At 67.7% G+C, this 18,994-nt stretch carries 17 protein-coding genes; 3 read left to right on the top strand and 14 right to left on the bottom strand.

Annotation, left to right across the window (positions count from 1 at the left end):
* Positions 1 to 38 precede the first annotated feature (38 nt).
* Positions 39 to 398 carry a PH domain-containing protein gene (locus A5697_RS25020; RefSeq protein WP_197501111.1) on the top strand — a complete coding sequence of 120 codons (360 nt, stop codon included), beginning with the start codon at positions 39 to 41 and terminating at the stop codon, positions 396 to 398.
* 4 nt (positions 399 to 402) lie between these two features.
* On the opposite strand, the gene A5697_RS25015 is transcribed toward A5697_RS25020, so the two are convergent.
* Positions 403 to 1,263 carry a DoxX family protein gene (locus A5697_RS25015; protein ID WP_068012399.1) on the bottom strand — a complete coding sequence of 287 codons (861 nt, stop codon included), beginning with the start codon at positions 1,261 to 1,263 and terminating at the stop codon, positions 403 to 405.
* Positions 1,264 to 1,523: 260 nt separating this feature from the next.
* Here A5697_RS25015 and A5697_RS25010 point away from each other — a divergent pair, with 260 nt between their 5' ends.
* Entirely contained in the window at positions 1,524 to 2,645 is a 1,122-nt protein-coding gene (locus A5697_RS25010; RefSeq protein ID WP_067948364.1) for a sorbosone dehydrogenase family protein, read from the top strand.
* A 151-nt stretch (positions 2,646 to 2,796) separates the two neighbouring features.
* Here A5697_RS25010 and gatB read toward each other — a convergent pair whose 3' ends face one another.
* The 5 genes from gatB to gatC all read right to left on the bottom strand — a co-directional run bounded on the left by gatB (position 2,797) and on the right by gatC (position 8,611).
* Positions 2,797 to 4,308: an Asp-tRNA(Asn)/Glu-tRNA(Gln) amidotransferase subunit GatB gene (gatB, locus tag A5697_RS25005; RefSeq protein ID WP_067948366.1), complete on the bottom strand. Its 1,512-nt coding sequence runs from the start codon at positions 4,306 to 4,308 to the stop codon at positions 2,797 to 2,799.
* 125 nt (positions 4,309 to 4,433) lie between these two features.
* The gene (locus A5697_RS25000) at positions 4,434 to 5,417 is read right to left on the bottom strand and encodes a MinD/ParA family protein (protein WP_231972177.1); all 984 of its coding nucleotides are present in this window, start codon (positions 5,415 to 5,417) and stop codon (positions 4,434 to 4,436) included.
* A gap of 341 nt (positions 5,418 to 5,758) precedes the next feature.
* Positions 5,759 to 6,790 (bottom strand): ATP-dependent 6-phosphofructokinase, encoded by a 1,032-nt coding sequence (locus tag A5697_RS24995; RefSeq protein WP_067948368.1) that lies wholly within the window; start codon positions 6,788 to 6,790, stop codon positions 5,759 to 5,761.
* A gap of 43 nt (positions 6,791 to 6,833) precedes the next feature.
* Positions 6,834 to 8,315 carry an Asp-tRNA(Asn)/Glu-tRNA(Gln) amidotransferase subunit GatA gene (gene gatA / locus A5697_RS24990; RefSeq protein WP_068012397.1) on the bottom strand — a complete coding sequence of 494 codons (1,482 nt, stop codon included), beginning with the start codon at positions 8,313 to 8,315 and terminating at the stop codon, positions 6,834 to 6,836.
* Positions 8,312 to 8,611, bottom strand: coding sequence for an Asp-tRNA(Asn)/Glu-tRNA(Gln) amidotransferase subunit GatC (gatC, locus tag A5697_RS24985; protein WP_068012395.1), 300 nt, complete (start codon positions 8,609 to 8,611; stop codon positions 8,312 to 8,314). The genes gatA and gatC overlap by 4 nt, the downstream gene beginning before the upstream one ends.
* Before the next feature lie 95 nt (positions 8,612 to 8,706).
* On the opposite strand from gatC, the gene A5697_RS24980 reads away from it, so the two are divergent.
* Positions 8,707 to 9,363 (top strand): amino acid-binding protein, encoded by a 657-nt coding sequence (locus A5697_RS24980; RefSeq protein ID WP_156673434.1) that lies wholly within the window; start codon positions 8,707 to 8,709, stop codon positions 9,361 to 9,363.
* A gap of 7 nt (positions 9,364 to 9,370) precedes the next feature.
* Here A5697_RS24980 and A5697_RS24975 read toward each other — a convergent pair whose 3' ends face one another.
* The 8 genes from A5697_RS24975 to A5697_RS24940 form a co-directional block, all read right to left on the bottom strand.
* Positions 9,371 to 10,615: a glycosyltransferase gene (locus A5697_RS24975; protein ID WP_068012394.1), complete on the bottom strand. Its 1,245-nt coding sequence runs from the start codon at positions 10,613 to 10,615 to the stop codon at positions 9,371 to 9,373.
* A 178-nt stretch (positions 10,616 to 10,793) separates the two neighbouring features.
* The gene (locus A5697_RS24970; protein ID WP_068012392.1) at positions 10,794 to 13,703 is read right to left on the bottom strand and encodes an RND family transporter; all 2,910 of its coding nucleotides are present in this window, start codon (positions 13,701 to 13,703) and stop codon (positions 10,794 to 10,796) included.
* 7 nt (positions 13,704 to 13,710) lie between these two features.
* On the bottom strand, positions 13,711 to 14,157 hold the full coding sequence (locus A5697_RS24965) for an MmpS family transport accessory protein (RefSeq protein ID WP_197501106.1): 447 nt from the start codon (positions 14,155 to 14,157) through the stop codon (positions 13,711 to 13,713).
* A 159-nt stretch (positions 14,158 to 14,316) separates the two neighbouring features.
* Positions 14,317 to 14,913: a TetR/AcrR family transcriptional regulator gene (locus A5697_RS24960; protein ID WP_067948380.1), complete on the bottom strand. Its 597-nt coding sequence runs from the start codon at positions 14,911 to 14,913 to the stop codon at positions 14,317 to 14,319.
* 76 nt (positions 14,914 to 14,989) lie between these two features.
* On the bottom strand, positions 14,990 to 17,071 hold the full coding sequence (ligA, locus tag A5697_RS24955) for an NAD-dependent DNA ligase LigA (RefSeq protein ID WP_067948382.1): 2,082 nt from the start codon (positions 17,069 to 17,071) through the stop codon (positions 14,990 to 14,992).
* Between the two features lie 36 nt (positions 17,072 to 17,107).
* Complete coding sequence (locus A5697_RS24950) at positions 17,108 to 17,431, bottom strand: helix-turn-helix transcriptional regulator (protein WP_067948384.1); 324 nt, start codon at positions 17,429 to 17,431, stop codon at positions 17,108 to 17,110.
* A complete protein-coding gene (locus tag A5697_RS24945) occupies positions 17,428 to 17,910 on the bottom strand; it encodes an SRPBCC family protein (protein WP_068012391.1) in 483 nt (160 codons plus the stop codon). Before A5697_RS24945 ends, A5697_RS24950 begins: the two co-directional genes overlap by 4 nt.
* 67 nt (positions 17,911 to 17,977) lie before the next feature.
* Complete coding sequence (locus A5697_RS24940; protein ID WP_068012389.1) at positions 17,978 to 18,991, bottom strand: methionine synthase; 1,014 nt, start codon at positions 18,989 to 18,991, stop codon at positions 17,978 to 17,980.
* Positions 18,992 to 18,994: the final 3 nt, after the last annotated feature.

The following is an 18,994-nucleotide window of genomic DNA, read 5'->3' as shown; positions in this document are numbered from 1 at the left end:
ATGGTCGGGTGGCTACCGGTTCGTCTTCCCACACGCCCGTGGTGATCAAGGTCTCCCCCATCGCGCACCTTGCCGTCGGATTCTTGACCCTGGGGTTGCTGATCCCGGTGATGCTGTGGCCGCTGTCCGTGCCGCTGCTGGTGATACCCGTGCTGTTGTCGGCAATGATCGTCCGACAACGCACCGTCGCCGACGATCGAGGCGTGACGGTCCGCACGCTGCTGGGCAGCCAGACGGTGCAGTGGGATGACATCGACGGGCTGCGCTTCCATCGGGGCTCCTGGGCACGCGCGCACCTCAAGAGCGGCGCGGATTTGCGGTTGCCCGCGGTGACGTTCGCGACCCTGCCTCAGCTGACCGAGGCCAGCTCCGGGCGCGTGCCCAACCCCTATCAGTGAGGAATCAGGCTATCGGGTTGACCCCGTTGAGCAGCACCCACACCGCGATGCCGGCGGCGATGCCCACCACTAGCGCGACAAACGACCCGATGAAGGGACGATGGGCCCAGCCCCGCCGCGCGTCGAGCCCGTAACGGCCGGGCCCGCACAGGATGACCGCGACGGCCAGGACGATCAGAGTGATCTGGTATTCGTGCCCGTCCGGCAGGAAGTACGTGAAGGTGTGCGGATGCGGGCGCGCCGTGATGGTGGCCAGCAGGCCGTTGATCAGGAAGGCCAGCGCCCCGGCCGCGGCCAGCGGAGTGAACAGCCCCAGCACCAGCAGCACACCGGCGACGAGCTCGCCGCCCGCGCTGACGTAGGCGAGGATGTCGGCGTGCTGGTAGCCGACGTCGGACAGCGAGTTCTTGAACCCGCCCACCCCGGAGCCGCCCCACCAGCCGAAGAGCTTCTGCAACCCGTGGGCGGCCAACACGACACCGAGGCCGACCCGCAGTATCAGCAAACCCAGATGCTGGGTGCCGCGCCGGCCGACGTCGTGCAGCCGGTCGTGGTGGTCGTCCCCATCGATCTCGGCCGGCTCGGCGGCCGCGTGCCGGGCGGACTGCGGCTGGACGTAGGGCAGGGGCTCCTGCTGGTCGAGCACGTTGTAACCCGTCGCCCTGGGGCCGCCCACGCCTGCGTGGTCGCCCATGTAGGGGATGACGGTGGTGGTTCCGGTGGAGGGGTTGAAGTCGCCGGGGTAACCGACGGGCGTCAGATCATCTTCGGGGTCAACCACACGCGCCGTCGCGGGGCGTCCCGGGGTTGGCTCCGGGGATTCGCCGGGCCGCTGCCAATGTCCGTCATTCGGTTGACTGGTCACGCGTGACAGGGTAAGGGCAATTGTCGCTGAATTGGGGATTTGAGCGGCGCTTTCGCCAGGCAATCGGTGGTTTGCCCGCCAAACCGGCGCGGATCGGCCCGAAATTAGCCCGCTCGCGGCTCCAGCGGGTACCAAACGGCACATTTCGGGTCCCGAAGGCGGGCCGTAGGCGGCGCCAGAAGTGTTCCGCTGGTGTGGCGCCGGGCGGGCAGGCCCATGCGTGTGGCGGCGGCGGGCGCACTATCCGTAGCCTGTCGGTCATGCGACTACGGCGCTCGGTTCGGTGCGGGTTTGCCGCGCTCTGCGCGGTGGCGCTCGTCGCGAGCGGCTGCGCGCGGTTCAACGACGCCCAGTCGCAGCCTTTCACCACCAACCCGGAACTCAAGCCCCAACCCAGCTCGACGCCTCCCCCGCCGCCGCCGCTGCCGCCCACGCCGTTCCCCAAGGCGTGCCCGGCTCCCGGCGTGATGCAGGGCTGCCTGGAGAGCACCAGCGGACTGATCATGGGGCCCGACAGCAAAACCGCGCTGGTGGCCGAGCGCACCACCGGCGCCGTCAAGGAGATCTCGGTCAGCGCCGAGCCGAAGGTGAAGATGGTCATCCCGGTCGACCCGTCCGGCGACGGCGGCTTGATGGACATCGTGCTGTCACCGACCTATGCGCAAGACCGGCTGATGTACGCCTACATCAGCACGCCCACGGACAATCGGGTGATCCGGGTGGCCGACGGCGACATCCCCAAGGACATCCTCACCGGTATCCCCAAGGGGGCCACCGGCAATACCGGAGCGCTGATCTTCACCAGCCCCACCACGTTGGTGGTGCTGACAGGTGACGCGGGTAACCCCGCGGCCGCCGCCGACCCCAAATCGCTGGCGGGCAAGGTCCTTCGCATCGAGCAGCCGACCACGATCGGCCAGGCGCCGCCCACCACGGCGCTGTCGGGCGTGGGCTCCGGCGGCGGCCTGTGCATCGACCCCGTGGACGGCTCGTTGTACGTCGCCGACCGCACGCCGACGGCGGACCGGTTGCAGCGCATCACCAAGGCTTCCGAGGTCTCCACGGTGTGGACATGGCCGGACAAACCCGGCGTGGCCGGCTGCGCGGCGATGGACGGGACCGTGCTGGTCAACCTGATCAACACCAAACTGACGGTGGCCGTGCGGCTGGCGCCGGCGACGGGTGCGGTCACCGGGGAACCCGACGTGGTACGCAAGGACACCCATGCCCACGCGTGGGCGCTGCGGATGTCACCCGACGGAAACGTCTGGGGCGCAACGGTCAACAAAACCGCCGGGGATGCCGAGAAGCTCGACGACGTGGTGTTCCCGTTGTTCCCGCAGGGCGGCGGCTTCCCGCGCAACAACGACGACAAGACCTAATCGGGGCCTGCCAGAGCACGCCACACCCGTACCCTGGACGAACCACCACATGATTCGCGAATTCGACATCGCGGGTGATATCAAATTCGGAACTCGCCTAATGATCGGCTGACGTCTCGCGCGTCCCGCCGAGTTGCTCCTGGTGGGCCGGCTAGCCCTGCCCGCAGGCGGCGAGCACCAGTTCGCGCACCCGTGCCGCGTCGGCCTGGCCCCGGGTGGCCTTCATCACCGCGCCGACGATCGCGCCCGCCGCGGCCACCTTGCCACCGCGGATCTTCTCCGCCACATCGGGATTCGCGGCCAGCGCCTCGTCGACCGCGGCCTGGGTCACCGAATCGTCGCGCACCAGCTCGAGGCCGCGGGATGTCATCACCTGTTGGGGTTCGCCCTCGCCGGCCAACACCCCCTCCACCACCTGGCGGGCCAGCTTGTTGGACAACTTGCCCTCATCGACCAGTGCGATCACCGCGGCGACCTGGGCCGGGGTGATGGCCAGTTCGTCCAGGCCGATGTTCGCTTCATTGGCCTTCTGCACCAAGAAGTTTCCCCACCACGCGCGCGCCTGCTCGCTGGCCGCGCCGTGCTTGACGGTCTCCATGACCAGTTCCACGGCGCCGGCGTTGACCAGATCGCGCATCACCTCGTCGGAAACACCCCACTCCTGCTGAATCCTCTTGCGGCTCAACCACGGTAGCTCGGGAATCGTCTGACGCAGCTGCTCGACCAACTCGCGGCTGGGCGCGACCGGTTCCAGGTCGGGCTCGGGGAAATAGCGGTAGTCCTGGGCTGTCTCCTTGGCACGGCCCGGGCTGGTGTACCCCGCCTCGTGAAAGTGCCTGGTCTCCTGAATGATCCGACCCCCGGATGCGAGGACCGCGGCCTGCCGTTGCATCTCGTAACGCACCGCCACCTCAACGCTTTTCAGCGAGTTGACGTTCTTGGTCTCGGTACGCGTGCCGAACTCGGTCGTTCCGGTCGGCATCAGCGACACGTTGGAGTCGCAACGCATCGAACCCTGGTCCATCCGAACATCGGATACGTCCAAGGCGCGCAACAGGTCTCGCAGGGCCGTGACGTAGGCGCGGGCGATCTGCGGGGCCCGGGCGCCGGCACCCACGATGGGCTTCGTCACGATCTCGATCAGCGGCACGCCGGCCCGGTTGTAGTCGAGCAGCGACGTGGTGGCGCCGTGGATCCGGCCGGTCTCACTGCCCAGGTGGGTCAGCTTGCCGGTGTCTTCCTCCATGTGCGCGCGCTCGATCTCGACCCGCCAGGTGGTGCCGTCGTCCAACGGCGCTTCGAGATACCCATTGATGGCGATCGGCTCGTCGTACTGGGAGATCTGGTAGTTCTTCGGCATGTCCGGGTAGAAGTAGTTCTTCCGGGCGAAGCGGCACCAGGGCACGATCTCGCAGTTCAGCGCCAGTCCGATCCGGATGGCCGATTCCACCGCCGTGCGGTTGAGCACCGGCAGCGATCCGGGCAGGCCGAGGCACACGGGGCATACCTGGGTGTTGGGTTCGGCGCCGAAGGCGGTGGAGCAGCCGCAGAACATTTTGGTGACCGTCGACAGCTCGACGTGCACCTCGAGGCCGAGTACCGGGTCGAAGCGCGCGATGACGTCGTCGTAGTCCATGAGATCGGCGCTGGCAGCAACACTCATGCCGTCGATCGTAGTGGTGACCGCGAGCGCGGCGGAGCCGGGCGAAGCGGGTCACCACCATCAGGCGTAGTGGTGACCGCGAGCGCGGCGGTGGGTGACCGCGAGCGCGGCGGCACCGGGCGAACTCAGGGCCAGTGTGGCGAGCGCGGCACCGGGAACCGGTTGCGCTCCTCACCCCTGCCGGGGAACATGTCGGCCAGCACGGCCGCCATCTCGAGGTAACTGCGGCGGCTTTCCTTGCTCAGCCGATCCAGCTCGATCTGCTTGCCCTCGTGTATGTGGCGATCGAACGGCAGCACCACCGTCGCGGCTACCCGTGCGGACAGTCGCTCGAGTTCCTTGGCGGCCAGCAGCTCTACCTTGGCCGGCTCGACGTGGTTGATCGCCAGTATCGTCGACCGCACCAACGCTTGATAACCGTTGTTGCCCAACCAATCCAGCGTGGTGGCCGTCTTTCGTATCGCATCGATGGAGGTGCTGGTCACTACGACCAGCGCCCGCGCCTCGGGCAGGACCGCTTCCATCACACCGGAATTGAGGGCCTTGGGGCAGTCCACCAGCTCGACCGAATAGTGATTCCGCAGCAGCGAGAACGCCTTCACCACGTCGTGCCGCTCGAGTCGCCAGTCGGTGTGCGCATAGTCCGGCAAGCCGAGCACTTCGAGGCCGAAATTGTTCATGTAGGTGTGTGCCCGGACATCCGTATAGTTCGTTACCGCCTTGTCGGCGAGCAGATCGGCCATGTTCAGGGAGTTCGGACGGCCATGCCGCTCCGCCAGGTCGCCGGCGTCGATGTCGACGGCGACGATCCGGTCATGTCGCACGTCGGCGAACGTGGACCCCAGCGCCTCCACCACCGTGGTCTTGCCGACGCCACCTTTGAGGTTGAGGACGGCGATGGGAAATGCGCTGCCCACCGCCGCGCGAATGCGGTTGCGTAGGTCCTCTTCGTACTGTGAGTCTCTGCCGGGGCCCAGATCGATGCCGATCACGCGATGGACCACCTCGCGCCAGTTGAACCTCGCGGAACCCTCCCGCGCCTGCTGGTCCAGGCCGTCCAGTGCTGTCCCGCCCGGCAGTCGCGCCGGCGGCGGCGCAGGGGCTCGCACGGCCCGGGCGGGCGCAGCTGGCGGCGGGGGCGGCGGCGGCTTGAACGGCGGACGACGAATGGACGGATCCGAGCGATGGGGCTGTGGCACCGTGGCGGCTGCCGGATCGGTGTCGACGCGCCGAGGTGGCTGCGGCGGAATAACCGGCGGGCCCGGTGGCCCCGCCGACGCCGCGGGATGTTGAACGACTCCGCGAACCGAACCGCGGTTGCTCACCCTCCCGGTATAACCGCTGAGGACCAGTCCGGAAACCACCAATTTGCGCCGACCGGTTCTAAGCTGGTCAATCGCCGGGCAAATTCAGCTTGCAGCCACCCGCCGTTTGTCCAATCTGGGCGAGATCACCCGAAGAAGGCCGCGGCGTCGTCGTAGCGACTCTCGGGCACCAGCTTGAGCTGGCGCACGGCGTCGGCCAGCGCCACGCGGCCGATGTCCTGCCCACGCAGGGACACCATCTGGCCGTATTCGCCCGCGTGCGCGGCGTCGGCGGCATTGACGCCGAACCTGGTGGCCAACACCCGGTCGTAGGCCGTGGGCGTCCCGCCCCGCTGGACATGGCCCAGCACGGTCACCCGGACATCCTTATTGATCCGCTTCTCCACTTCGGCGCCCAGCTGGGCCGCGACGCCGGTGAACTTCTCGTGGCCGAACTCGTCAATCCCGCCTTCGCGCAACGAGATCGAACCCGGGACGGGTTTCGCGCCCTCGGCGACAACGCAGATGAAGTGCGAATCCCCGCGCTGGAAGCGGCGTTTGACCAGCCGGCACACTTCTTCGACGTCGAAGGGCTGTTCGGGAATCAGCGTCATGTGCGCACCGGAAGCCAGCCCGGCGTTCAGCGCGATCCAGCCGGCGTGCCTGCCCATCACCTCCACCAGCATCACCCGCTGATGGGATTCGGCGGTGCTATGCAGGCGGTCGATGGCCTCGGTGGCCACCGTCAACGCGGTGTCGTGGCCGAAAGTAACGTCGGTGCAATCGATGTCGTTGTCGATGGTCTTCGGCACCCCGACGACGGGAACGTTCTCCTCGGACAGCCAATGCGCGGCCGTCAAGGTGCCTTCGCCGCCGATCGGGATGAGGACGTCGATGCCGTTGTCATCCAATGTCTGCTTGATCTGGTCGAGCCCGGCCCGCAATTTGTCGGGATGCACCCGGGCGGTCCCCAGCATGGTGCCGCCCTTGGCCAACAGCCGGTCATTGCGATCGTCGTTCTGCAGTTGGATGCGCCGGTTTTCCAGCAACCCGCGCCACCCGTCCTGGAAGCCGACGACCGACGAGCCGTACCGGGCATCGCAGGTGCGCACCACCGCCCGAATGACGGCATTCAGCCCCGGGCAGTCGCCGCCTCCGGTGAGAACTCCGATCCGCATGCCCTCATCTTGCCCTGCCCGCCACTCGCACGGCGACGAAAGGTCAGATGGCGGATGGCAGCGGGCCGCGGGCGGCCTCGTAGGCGGCGCCCACCCGGTACAGCCGGTCGTCGGCCAGCGCCGGCGCCATGATCTGCAGCCCGACGGGCAGCCCGTCGTCGGGCGACAAGCCCGACGGCACCGACATGCCGCAGTGGCCGGCCAGGTTCAGCGGCAGCGTGCACAGGTCGAACAGGTACATCGCGAGCGGATCGTCGACCTTCTCGCCCAGCGCGAAAGCGGTAGTCGGGGTGGCGGGCGACACGACCACGTCGACGGACTCGTACGCTTTGTCGAGGTCGCGGGCGATCAGGGTGCGTACCTTTTGCGCCTGGTTGTAATAGGCGTCGTAGTAACCGGCCGACAGCGCGTAGGTGCCGATCATGATGCGTCGCTTGACTTCCGGCCCGAAACCGGCGGCCCGGGTCAGCGCCATCACTTCCTCGGCGCTGTGCGTCCCATCGTCACCGACGCGCAGCCCGTAGCGCATCGCGTCGAAGCGGGCCAGGTTGCTCGACACCTCCGACGGCAAGATCAGGTAGTAGGCGGCCAGCGCGTATTCGAAGTGCGGGCAGTCGACTTCGCTCACCTCGGCACCCAGTTCGGTCAGCCGGCCGCCCGCCGCCTCGAACGAGGCCAGCACTCCCGGCTGGTAGCCGTCGCCGCGAAGCTGCTTCACGACCCCGACGCGCACGCCCTTGAGGTCACCGGCCGCGCCCGCCTTGGCTCCCCCGACGACATCGGGCACCGCCGCGTCGACGGACGTGGAATCGCGGGGGTCGTGCCCGGCGATCACCTGGTGCAGCAGCGCGGTGTCCAACACCGTGCGCGCGCACGGGCCGCCCTGATCCAACGACGACGCGCACGCCACCAGCCCGTAGCGCGACACGGTGCCGTAGGTCGGTTTGACACCGACCGTCGCCGTCAGCGCCGCCGGCTGCCGAATCGAGCCCCCGGTGTCGGATCCGATGGCCAGCGGTGCCTGGAATGCGGCCAGCGCCGCCGCGCTGCCCCCGCCGGACCCGCCAGGAACCCGGTCGAGGTTCCACGGGTTACGAGTGGGCCCGTAGGCGGAGTTCTCCGTCGACGAGCCCATCGCGAATTCATCCATGTTGGTCTTGCCGAGGATCGGGATGCCCGCGGCACGTAACCGCATGGTGACGGTGGCGTCGTAGGGCGAACGCCAGCCTTCGAGGATCTTGGAGCCGCAGGTGGTGGGCATGTCGACGGTGGTGAAGACGTCCTTGAGCGCCAGCGGCACCCCGGCCAGCGGCGATGGCAGCCGCTCCCCCGCCGCCACCGCCTCGTCGACGACGGCTGCCGCGCCGAGCGCCTCGTCGGCGGCCACGTGCAGAAATGCGTGATACCGGTCGTCGGTCGCGGCGATCTGGTCCAGGCACGCCTGGGTGACCTCGACCGACGAGAGTTCCTTGGCGGCGATCCGGGCGGCCAGGGTCGCGGCGTCGGCTCGGATGACGTCGTTCACTCGCTGTCTCCCAGGATCTGCGGCACGGCGAAGCGGCCGTCGGCGGCCTCGGGCGCCTCGGCCAGCGCCTCCCGCTGGGTCAGGCACGGGGTCGGCTCGTCCGGACGGGTCACGTTGACGTCCTTGAGCGGGTTACCGGTCGCTTCGACGCCGGTGACGTCGACCGCCTGCACCTGGCTGACGTGGGTCAGGATGGCATCGAGCTGTCCGGCGAAGCTGTCGAGCTCGCCATCGGTCAGCGCCAGCCGGGACAGCCGGGCCAGGTGCGCCACCTCGTCGCGGGAGATCTGAGACACGACAGGAAAGCCTAGCCGCGAGCGTGCGGCCGGCTTCAGGCCCGTTGGCTCTGCGCGAAATGCAGTCCCCGCATCGCTGTGTAACAGTGTTGGCCGTGCCGTCGTATCTGTTGCGCATCGAGCTGGTCGACCGCCCGGGCAGCCTGGGCTCGCTGGCCGTGGCGCTCGGTTCGGTGGGCGCCGACATCTTGTCGCTCGACGTGGTCGAGCGCAGCTCGGGCTATGCGATCGACGACCTGGTGATCGAGCTGCCGCTGGGGGCGATGCCGGACACGCTGATCACCGCCGCGGAGTCGCTTTCGGGCGTCCGGGTGGACAGCGTGCGCCCGCACACCGGGTTGTTGGAAGCGCATCGCGAGCTGGAACTGCTCGACCACGTCGCCGCGGCGGGCGACAAGGTCTCGCGGCTGCAGGTGCTGGCCAACGAGGCGCCCAGGGTGCTGCGCGTCAGCTGGTGCACCGTGCTGCGCAGCGCGGGCGGTGAGCTGCAGCGCCTGGCCTCCAGCCCGGGTACGCCGGAGACGCGGGCGGATTCCGCCCCGTGGCTGCCCATCGAACGGGCCGCGACGCTGGACAGCGCCGGCGAGTGGGTGCCGCAGTCGTGGCGCGACATGGACACCACCATGGTCGCCGCCCCGCTGGGCGACCCGCACACGGCGGTGGTGCTGGGCCGCCCGGGCCCGGAATTCCGGCCCTCGGAAGTGGCTCGCCTGGGCTATCTGGCCGGGATCGTCGCCACCATGCTGCGCTGAGCCCCGGCTAGGCGGGCACCGGGTCCAGCAGGCTGTTGTAGATGGCGATGATCTTCTCGGTTTGCACGGATTGGCGGCCGCTGTCGCGGTGTTCGGTGGCGATGCCGGACATCTCCCGCAGCCGGTCGCGGTCCGAGGCGAGCGCACGAATCGCCGCCGCCAGTGCGGACGGGGACGGGTCGGCCGCCAGGATGCCCCCGCCTTCGGGAACGGTTTCGCTCAGCGCGGGGTCGCAGTAGATGACGGGCGACGACATGGCCACCGCTTCGAGCAGGACGAGCCCCTGGGTGTCGAAATCATAGGAGGTGAACAGCAGCGCGTCGCTCGACCCCATCGCGACCAGGCAGGCTTCGCGGTCGACGCGACCGTGCAGGCGGACGCGGTGAGCGAGTCCGGCCGAGTGGATGAGTTTCCGCATCGACGCCTCGAGGTGTCCCTGCCCATAGATGTCGAGTGTGCAGTCGTCGACCTGGGCGACGGCCTCGATAGCTTCGAGGGCCCGCTTCTCCGAGGACAGGCGCCCACACCAGACGAGGCGGAGCGGCTCGTCGTCCGACGAGGCGGCGGCCACGGCCGTCCGGGCCCGGTCGACCACGTCGTCGTCAAAGCCGTTGGAAACGGCCGATATTGGACGCGTCACCCCGCGCCTGGCCAGCGACTGCGCGAAATGCCGGGTCGGCGTGATCTGATGATCCACAGCTTGCGCGTTCGCCACCATGAACCGCCACGCCAGTCGCGAAGCCACGCTTTCCTTTTCGGGGGTCAGGTGGAATTCCTGTGCGAGGTACCGCTTCTGCACCTGGCTGACCAGAATCGCCAGGAACAGCGGAGCCGGGGTGGCTTGCTCGAAATACGTGTCGTAGCGGGTGTGTTTGGTCTGGACCACCGGAATACCGTGCCGCCGAGCGGCTTCCACGCCGGCTATCGCCACACCCAGGTCACCCTGGGTGTGCACGATATCGATGGGCCCGCGGTCGGCGAACGCCTCGTCGATGATCGCGCGATTCGCCTTGGACGGCCAGACCAGAACATAGTCCTCGTGCCGGCCCAATTTGCGCATGATCGGGTCGATGACGGGCACCGGCCTCAATTCGACGACGCAGGGGTCGGGGTCGACCGCGCCGGGCATGGGCGCCGTGAAGACCGTGACCCGGTGCCCACACTGTTCGAGCGCACGACGCTGAGTGGCCACCGAAACTTGCGTCCCCCCGAGGCCGTCGGGGTGAAGATCGGTGAAAAGTGCGACATGCATCGAAAAACCTCGCGAAGAGTTGAGCCGGGTGACGGTTGCCCATCGGATTGGTCGGCAACCACGATCGCCCCGCCCGCTCTGCCACGAGGGAGACCAAGCGGTCGTCGGACGCATCCTACTGACCGACCCGGCGGCACCCACAGGGTGTGGGCACCGGGACGGTCGCGACCGCGCTAAATCAGCGCACGTGCGAGTTCGATCCCGCCAGCACCGCATGGTCGTCGTCGTCCCACAGCAGCAGCTGTCGGACCGCCGGCCGCGGACCGTAGGGCCGCAACATCGTGCTCGCCGGGCGCGGGCGCACCCGCTGCGGCCACCAGAACCACCGCCCGAGGATCTTCGCGACGGAGGGCGTCATGAATGAGCGCACGATCAGCGTGTCGAACAGCAGGCCGAGACCGATCGTTGTGCCGATCTGACCGAGAACCTGAAACCCGCTGAACACGAACGCACACATGGTGACGGCGAAGACGATGCCCGCCGAGGTGACCACCGATCCGGAGCCCGCCATCGCGCGGATGATGCCGGTGTTCAGGCCGGCATGAATTTCTTCCTTGAACCGCGAGATCAACAGCAGGTTGTAGTCGGATCCGACCGCCAGCAGCAGGATCACGGCAAGCGCGAGCACGACCCAATACAACTGGATGCCGAACAGGTACTGCCACACCAGAACCGACAACCCGAACGAGGCACCCAGCGACAGCGCGACGGTGCCCACGATGACAAGCGCCGCAATCAGGCTGCGCGTGATGATCATCATGATCAGCAAGATGAGACTCAGCGCGGCGAACGCCACGATCATCAGGTCGTACTTGGCGCCGTCCTGGATGTCCTTGTACGTCGAGGCGGTCCCACCGAGATAGACCCCCGCGCCCGCCATCGGCGTGCCCTTCAGGGCCTCGCGCGCGGCCTTGGCCATCGGATCGATGTGCGAAATACCCTCGGGCGTCGCGGGATCACCTTCATGCGTGACGATCATGCGCGCGGCCTTGCCGTCGGGCGACAGGAACAGCTTCAGCCCGCGCTTGAAGTCGGGGTTGTTGAAAACATCGGGCGGCAGGTAGAAGGTGTCGTCGTTCTTGGCGGCGTCGAACGCCCGCCCCAACGCCGTCGCATTGTCGATCGCGGCCGCGGTCTGCGCGTAAATGCCGGACAGCGTGGCGTAATTGGCCAGCGTCAGATCGCGATTGGTCTGCTGGCTGTCAATCTGGGGAGGTATGAGCGCCACCAGTTTCGGCTGCAGCGCGTCGAGCTTGTCGAGCGAGGCCGTGAGGCCTTCGAACTTCTCCGTGAGTTGATCAATGCCGTCGAGCGCGTCGAAGAGTGATCGGAAAGCGAAGCACGCGGGAATGTCGAAGCAATGCCGTTCCCAGTAGAAGTAACTCCGGATCGGCCGGAAGAAATCGTCGAAGTTGGCGATCTTGTCGCGCAGATCCTGAATGGTGCCGAGAGTGTCGTGGAAGCTTTGGGTCTCGTCGTGGGTGGTGTTGGCGAGCTGCTGCTGCAATTCGTACTGCTGCCTGAGGATGTTGATCGTTTTGTTCAGTTCGTTGGCCTGCTTGAGGGCATCCTCGGCCCGATCCCGTTGATAGGTCAGGTTTTCCTGCTGCGCCGCGCTGGAATTGCTGACCACGAACGCCAGCGAGCTGTGCACCAGCGGGGTGCCCAGAGGACGGGTGATGGTCTGCACCTGCGCGACGCCGGGGACGTGAAATACCGCCTTGGCCACCTTGTCCAGGATGAGCATGCTCTCCGGGTTACGCATGTCGTGATCGGTTTCGACCATGAGCAATTCGGGCTCCAGCCGGGCCCGCGAGAAATGCTTCTCGGCGGCCGTGTAGCCGACGTTGGCCGGTGCGCTGGCAGGCATGTAGGGACGAGTGTCATAACTGGTCTTGTATCCGGGCAAGGCGATCAGCCCCACCAGGGCCAGCGCGCAGGCCGCGGCGAGAACGGCACCGGGCCAACGGACGATGGCGGTGCCGATCCGTCGCCAGCCGCGGGTTCTGACCGCCCGCTTGGGGTCGAAGATGCCCACCCTGGCGCCCAGGGTGAGGATCGCGGGCCCCAGGGTGAGCGCGGCGCAGAGTGCGACCAGGATGCCAAGCGCGGCCGGAATACCCAAACTCTGGAAGTAGGGAAGCCGGGTGAAGCTCAGACAGGCGACCGCGCCGGCCACGGTCAGCCCGGAACCCAGCACGATATGGGTCGTGCCGTGATACATGGTGTAGAAAGCCTTTTCGCGGTCTTCACCGGTTCCGCGCGCTTCCTGGTAGCGGCCCACGAAAAATATCGCGTAGTCGGTGCCCGCGGCAATCACCAAGAGCGTCAACAGATTCGTCGCATAGGTCGACAGCCCGATGACGCCCGCGTTCCCGAGAAACGCGACCAGTCCCCGCGCCGCCGACATCTCGATCAGGACCGTGGCGAGCACCAGCAGCGTGGTGAGCACCGAACGGTAGACGAAGAACAGCATCAGGGCGATCACGCCGATGGTGATCGCCGTGACCTTGGCCGTTCCCTTACTGCCGACGTCGAACTGGTCGGAGATCAGGGGCGCCGCGCCGGTCACGTACGTCTTGACGCCGGGCGGCGGCTTCATGCGATCGACGATGTCCCGCAGCGCCCCGACGCCCTCGTTCGCCAGCGCCGAGCCCTGATTACCGGCGAGGTTCACCTGAACGTAAGCGGCCTTGCCGTCGCTGCTCTGCGACCCCGCCGCGGTCAAGGTGTCGCCCCAGTAGTCCTGGACATGCTCGACGTGCTTTTTGTCCTGCTCGAGCCGGCGGACCATCTCGTCGTAGAAACGGTGCGCGTCCGCGCCGAGCGGCTTGTCGCCTTCCAGCACGATCATGGCCGAGCTGTCGGTGTCGAACTCGTGAAATTTTTCACCGATGCGCTTGATGGCCTTGAGCGACGGGGCGTCGGGCGAGTTCAGCGCCACATTGTGCGTCTTGCCAACCTCTTCCAACTGCGGCACCGCGATGTTCGTGATGGCGGCCAGCGCCACCCAGAACAGCAGGATGGGCAATGCGAGGCGACGGATGGTGCGCGGGATGCGGGCCTGCGGCTGTTCGTGGTTGCTCATCGGGAATTCATCCAGACTTGTCGAGGCAGAAGGTGTACGCGTCGGCTTTGTCAACGGTGCGTTGGTCTTTCACTTCCCCGTTGACGGTGATGCGGCAGCCGAGGCTGTCCCCGTTGCCCTGCGCGACGACATTGCCGATGACCGCGGGCTCCGTGGTGGTGATCGTGAACGACCACGGCAACGGGGCGTCCTTCACTTGCTGCGGCTGGGCGTTGACATCAAGGTAGTTGATGGTCGCGGTTGCGCCAGGCCTGCCGAAGACCTCGAGCACCACCTGCTTGGGGTTGAACGGGACGATCTCGTTGGCCAGATTGCTGTCGGCCGAGGCGCTGCTCTGGGAGCCGAAGATTCCGTGCAAGCGATAGATGGCGAAGCCCGCGAGCACGACGACCAGCACCGCAACCATCACCATCCACCCGCGCCTGACGAGGGCGACCAACGAAATCCCCTTCACCCGTTCACCTTTCGATCATCGGGCGACACCATCACCCCCGAACCGACGGCTTACAACCGGCGGGACGGGCGTGATCGACAGGTATGACAGTACGGTACGGGACCGTACTGTACAAGAGACGCGAGCGTACACATTCCGTCTCGGCGGATTAACCCGGCGTTACGCGGTGGTTCTGGTCAGACCCGGGATGAGGAACCCGTCGACGAGCGCCTGCACGGTGCGGCGGGTGGGCGGCCGGCCGGGGATGATGGACCGGAAGATGAGGTACCCCGGCAACAGGTCCCAGAGTTCGTCGGTGATCACGTCCTCGCTGATCTCACCGCGGTCGACGGCCTGGTGCAGCACATGCTGAATCAGCGCCTTGCGCTGCTTGAGGAATTGCTCCTGCAAAGCGTCGTTGAGCGCCGGGTGCCGCGACACCTCGACCATCACCGCGCGAATGGTGCTGGCGTGCTCGGTGCCGTGCTGACCGCAGGTCTCCCCCAGACTCAACAGATCGCCTCGCAACGTGCCGGTGTTCGGCGGAAGCGCGACCTGGCGAACGCCTTCGGTGAAGGCGGCCAGGACCAATTCGGCCTTCGAAGGCCACCGCCGGTACACGGTGGCCTTGCTGGCGTGGGCGGCACCGGCCACGGCCTCAACGGTCAGCTGGTCGTAGCCGTGTTCCTGCAATAGCCGCAGGGTCACCGCCAATATCTCGGCCTCGCGGGGTGACCACGGCGATGCCTGCGTGCACTCCTCGACCGTCTGCGTCATAGCGCCCACGATAGGACCGCTACGGCGATGCGGGCCACTTTATGACCGGAATCGCCCTAGCGACCGCCTCAACGGCCTAGTCCCCCGGTGTTACCGGCGGACCCTCGGCCAACAGCTTCCGGAAGCCGTCCTCGTCGAGGACCGGCACACCCAGCTCGATCGCCTTGTCGTACTTGGATCCCGGTGCGTCCCCGGCGACGACGAAGTCGGTCTTCTTTGAGACCGAACCGGCGGCCTTTCCCCCGCGCGCGATGATCGCCTCCTTGGCGTCATCGCGCGAAAAGCCGGCCAGCGAACCGGTGACGACAATCGTCAGCCCTTCCAGGGTGCGGGGCACGCTGGCGTCGCGCTCGTCGGCCATCCGCACCCCCGCGTCGCGCCACTTGTCGACGATCGCGCGGTGCCAGTCGACGGTGAACCACTCGGTGAGCGCGGCGGCGATCGTCGGTCCGACACCCTCGACCGCCGCCAATTGCTCAGTCGAGGCCGACATGATCGCGTCCAGGCTGCCGAATTCGGTGGCCAGTGCCCGCGCCGCGGTCGGACCGACATGCCGGATCGACAGCGCCACCAGGACCCGCCACAGCGCCACCGTTTTCGCCTTGTCCAAGTTGTCGAGCAACCGCCTGCCGTTGGCGGACAACGCGCCGGCCTTGGTCCGGAAAAGCTCGGTGCGCAACAGGTCTTCCTCGGTGAGGGTGAACAGGTCGCCCTCGTCGGCGATCGCCCCGGCCTTCAGCAGCGCGATGGCCGCCTCATAGCCCAGCCCCTCGATGTCGAGCGCTCCGCGGCCGGCGACGTGGAAGACGCGCTCTCGCAGCTGCGCCGGGCAGGACCGCGCATTGGGGCACCGGATGTCGGCGTCGCCCTCCTTGGCGGGGGCCAGCGTCGTTCCACATTCGGGACACGTTGTGGGCATGACGAATTCGCGCTCGGACCCATCCCGGAGGTCGACGACGGGGCCGAGCACCTCCGGGATCACATCCCCCGCTTTGCGGATCATCACCGTGTCGCCGATCAGCACTCCCTTGCGCTTTACCTCGGCGGCGTTGTGCAGCGTGGCCAGCCCCACGGTCGATCCGGCCACCTTCACCGGCGTCATGAACGCGAATGGCGTGACGCGGCCGGTGCGTCCGACGTTCACCCGGATGTCGAGCAGCTTGGTCTGCGCTTCCTGGGGCGGATACTTATACGCGACCGCCCAGCGCGGCGCCCGCGACGTCGTTCCCAGCCGGCGCTGCAGCGCAAAATCATCGACTTTGACCACCACGCCATCGATTTCGTGGTCGATGTCATAGCGATGCTCACCCCAGTACCCGATCCGCTCCTCCACGGCGGCAAGGCCACGCACGCGCGCGGTCTCTTCGGCCACCGGCAGGCCCCAGGCTTTCAGCGCGGTGTACGCCTCGTGCAACGTCTTGGGCGCGAACCCGTCGGTGCGGCCGATGCCGTGACAGATCATTCGCAGCTTGCGCCGGGCTGTGACCGCCGGGTTCTTCTGGCGCAGCGAGCCGGCCGCGCTGTTACGCGGATTGGCGAAGGGCGCCTTGCCGTCCTCGACCAGGCTCGCGTTGAGCGCCTCGAAATCGGCGAGCATGAAGAAGACCTCGCCACGCACCTCGAGGACGGCGGGAATCGGCAAATCCCCACCGGCAGTGAGCCGCTCGGGCACGTCGTCGATGGTGCGCGCATTGAGCGTCACGTCCTCGCCGACCCGGCCGTCGCCGCGCGTGGCGGCCCGTTCCAGCCGGCCGTGGCGGTACACCAACGACAACGCCACCCCGTCGATCTTGAGTTCGCACAAGTAGTGCGGCTCACGTCCGATCTCGTTCTCGACGCGGTTGCTCCACGCGACCAGCTCGTCGCGGTCGAACACGTCGTCGAGGCTCAACATTCGCTCGAGGTGCTCGGCCTCGGTGAAGTCGGTGGCAAAACCGGCCCCGCCGACCAGCTGCGTCGGCGAATCCGGAACCCGCAGCTCCGGGTAACGGTCCTCCAGCGCGACAAGGTCGTTGAACATCTTGTCGAATTCGGCGTCGGAGACGATCGGCGCGTCCTTGATGTAGTAGCGGAACTGGTGTTCGCGGACTTCATCGGCGAGTTCCTGCCACTGCCGCCGGACCTCGGGCGCCACCGAATCAGCTTCTGGTGAGCTCACCCTCGCAGGCTATCCGAGAACTCCGACACTCCCGACTCAGTCCTCGACGTATGCCCGCAGCCGGTCCACCGCCGCATCCCACCGGCGCGACAACGCGGTGAGGTAGTCACTGGCCTGGGCCAGGGGGGCCGTCCGCACCGTCCAGACGCGCTCGCGACCCCGCTTGCTGCTGGTCACCAAACCCGCCGACTCCAGCAGCTGCAGGTGCTTGCTGGCGGCCTGCCGGGTGACCGGAATGGCGCCGGTGAGCTGCGATGTCGAGCTCGGGCCCAGATCGCACAGCCGCACGATGATGCGCAGCCGGTTCGGATCACCGAGGGCGTCGAAGAGCGGCGCGCCCACGGCGGCGCGCCCGCTCATTCGCGGACTTCTTCCACATACCTGCGCACCAGGCCCGCCTGGATAGCCCACCCCTCGGTGTTGGCGTCGAACGAGGACGGGCGGCGCGCTTCGGGAATGTCCTCGAATCCGGATTCGGTGATGGTGAGCAGCACGCCATCGGGCGCCTCCGCCAAGGTGAACTCGACCAGCGTCGTCGGCTCTCGCCCGTAATCGACGTCCGGGTCGACGGCGAAGGGGTGCCAGCGATAGGCGAACCGCCGTTGCGGCTCGACCGCGACGATGTGCCACGTGCTTTTCACCCCGGCGTGCGGCTCCTGCCGCTTGGCGACCTCGTCGTCGACCGTGGTCGGGCTGATCACCGCGACGACCGATGTCCCGGCGACGAACGGCCCGTCGAAGCGGACGCCGAACCAGCGGCCGAATTCGTCGGCGTCGCTGATGGCCCGCCATACCCGCTCCAACGGTGCGCGCAGCAGCACGCTCTTCTCGATCCTCATACGCAACCTCCTGGTTGCCTATGAGTCCAGCACGCCAGCACCAAAAGCGCAACTTGTTGGTTGCCTTTCAGATGGCGTCGGGGTCCTCGGCGAAAGCCTCGGCCGCCTTGCGGGCCAGCCCGATCGCCAGGCGGGCCCACTCGGGCGTCGCACCGGCCAGGCCACACGCCGGGGTCACGCCGATGCGGTCGCGCAGCGCCGAGCGAGCGAAGCCGAGCCGATCCGTCACCGCGACCAGCGCGGTGGCCACCTCTTCGGCCGACGGCCGCCGCGGCGGTGCGCTGGCGGCGATTACTCCCAGCATGACCGTGCGGCCCGATTCGACGAACCCGGCGATACCGTCGAGATCCGCCGCGACCAACGTGTTGGTGTCCACCGAGACCGCATCAAAGCTGCTGTCCTGCAACATCTTCCACGGCAGCTCCGGGGCGCAACTGTGCAACAGCACCTCGCCTCCGACGGTGGCGACACAGGTGTCGAGCAGGGCCACGGCCACCGCTTCGTCGAGCGGCGCCACCGGGCTCAACGCCGTCACACCGCCCAGCCGCCCACCCAATGCCCTGGGCAGCGACGGCTCGTCGAACTGCACCACCACCGGCGTTTCAAGGCGGCGGGCCAGCGCCGCGCGGTGGCCGGCGACACCTTCGGCCAACGACGCCGCCAGATCGCGCACGGCGCCGGGGTCGGTGATCGCCCGGTGGCCGTTGGCCAGCTCGAGCTCGGCGGCCAGCGTGATCGGCCCGGGAGCCTGCACCTTGAGCACGCGGTCGCCGCCACCCAGGCCGGCCACCTCCCAGGCCTCTTCCAGCGCGTCCATGTCCTCGTCGAGGAGGCTGACGGCGCGGCGGGTGACGGCGCCGGGCCGGGAGGCAACTCGATAGCCGCGCGGCACGATGTCGATGGCCACATCGATCAGCAGCGCGCCGGCCCGGCCGAGCATGTCGGCGCCCACTCCGCGGGCGGGCAGCTCGACGATGTGGGGCAGCCCGCCGGCCAGCTCACCGACGACGACCTCGGCGGCCTCCCGGGGCTTGATCCCGGGCCACGACCCGATGCCGCTGCCGCTCGCGAAAACACTCACCCG

The sequence above is a fragment of the Mycobacterium sp. E3251 genome (assembly GCF_001666835.1).
GTDB lineage: Bacteria > Actinomycetota > Actinomycetes > Mycobacteriales > Mycobacteriaceae > Mycobacterium.
Note: the sequence above shows the minus strand (reverse complement) of the source record. Positions and strands in the feature narration are given on the sequence as shown.

Coding starts and splice junctions, on each gene's coding strand:
- A5697_RS24945 (WP_068012391.1), bottom strand. CDS start 17,910: ATGAGGATCGAGAAGAGCGTGCTGCTGCGCGCACCGTTGGAGCGGGTA.
- A5697_RS24995 (WP_067948368.1), bottom strand. CDS start 6,790: ATGCGGATCGGAGTTCTCACCGGAGGCGGCGACTGCCCGGGGCTGAAT.
- A5697_RS24970 (WP_068012392.1), bottom strand. CDS start 13,703: ATGAGCAACCACGAACAGCCGCAGGCCCGCATCCCGCGCACCATCCGT.
- A5697_RS24975 (WP_068012394.1), bottom strand. CDS start 10,615: ATGCATGTCGCACTTTTCACCGATCTTCACCCCGACGGCCTCGGGGGG.
- A5697_RS25010 (WP_067948364.1), top strand. CDS start 1,524: ATGCGACTACGGCGCTCGGTTCGGTGCGGGTTTGCCGCGCTCTGCGCG.
- A5697_RS24950 (WP_067948384.1), bottom strand. CDS start 17,431: ATGAGCGGGCGCGCCGCCGTGGGCGCGCCGCTCTTCGACGCCCTCGGT.
- gatB (WP_067948366.1), bottom strand. CDS start 4,308: ATGAGTGTTGCTGCCAGCGCCGATCTCATGGACTACGACGACGTCATC.
- A5697_RS24960 (WP_067948380.1), bottom strand. CDS start 14,913: ATGACGCAGACGGTCGAGGAGTGCACGCAGGCATCGCCGTGGTCACCC.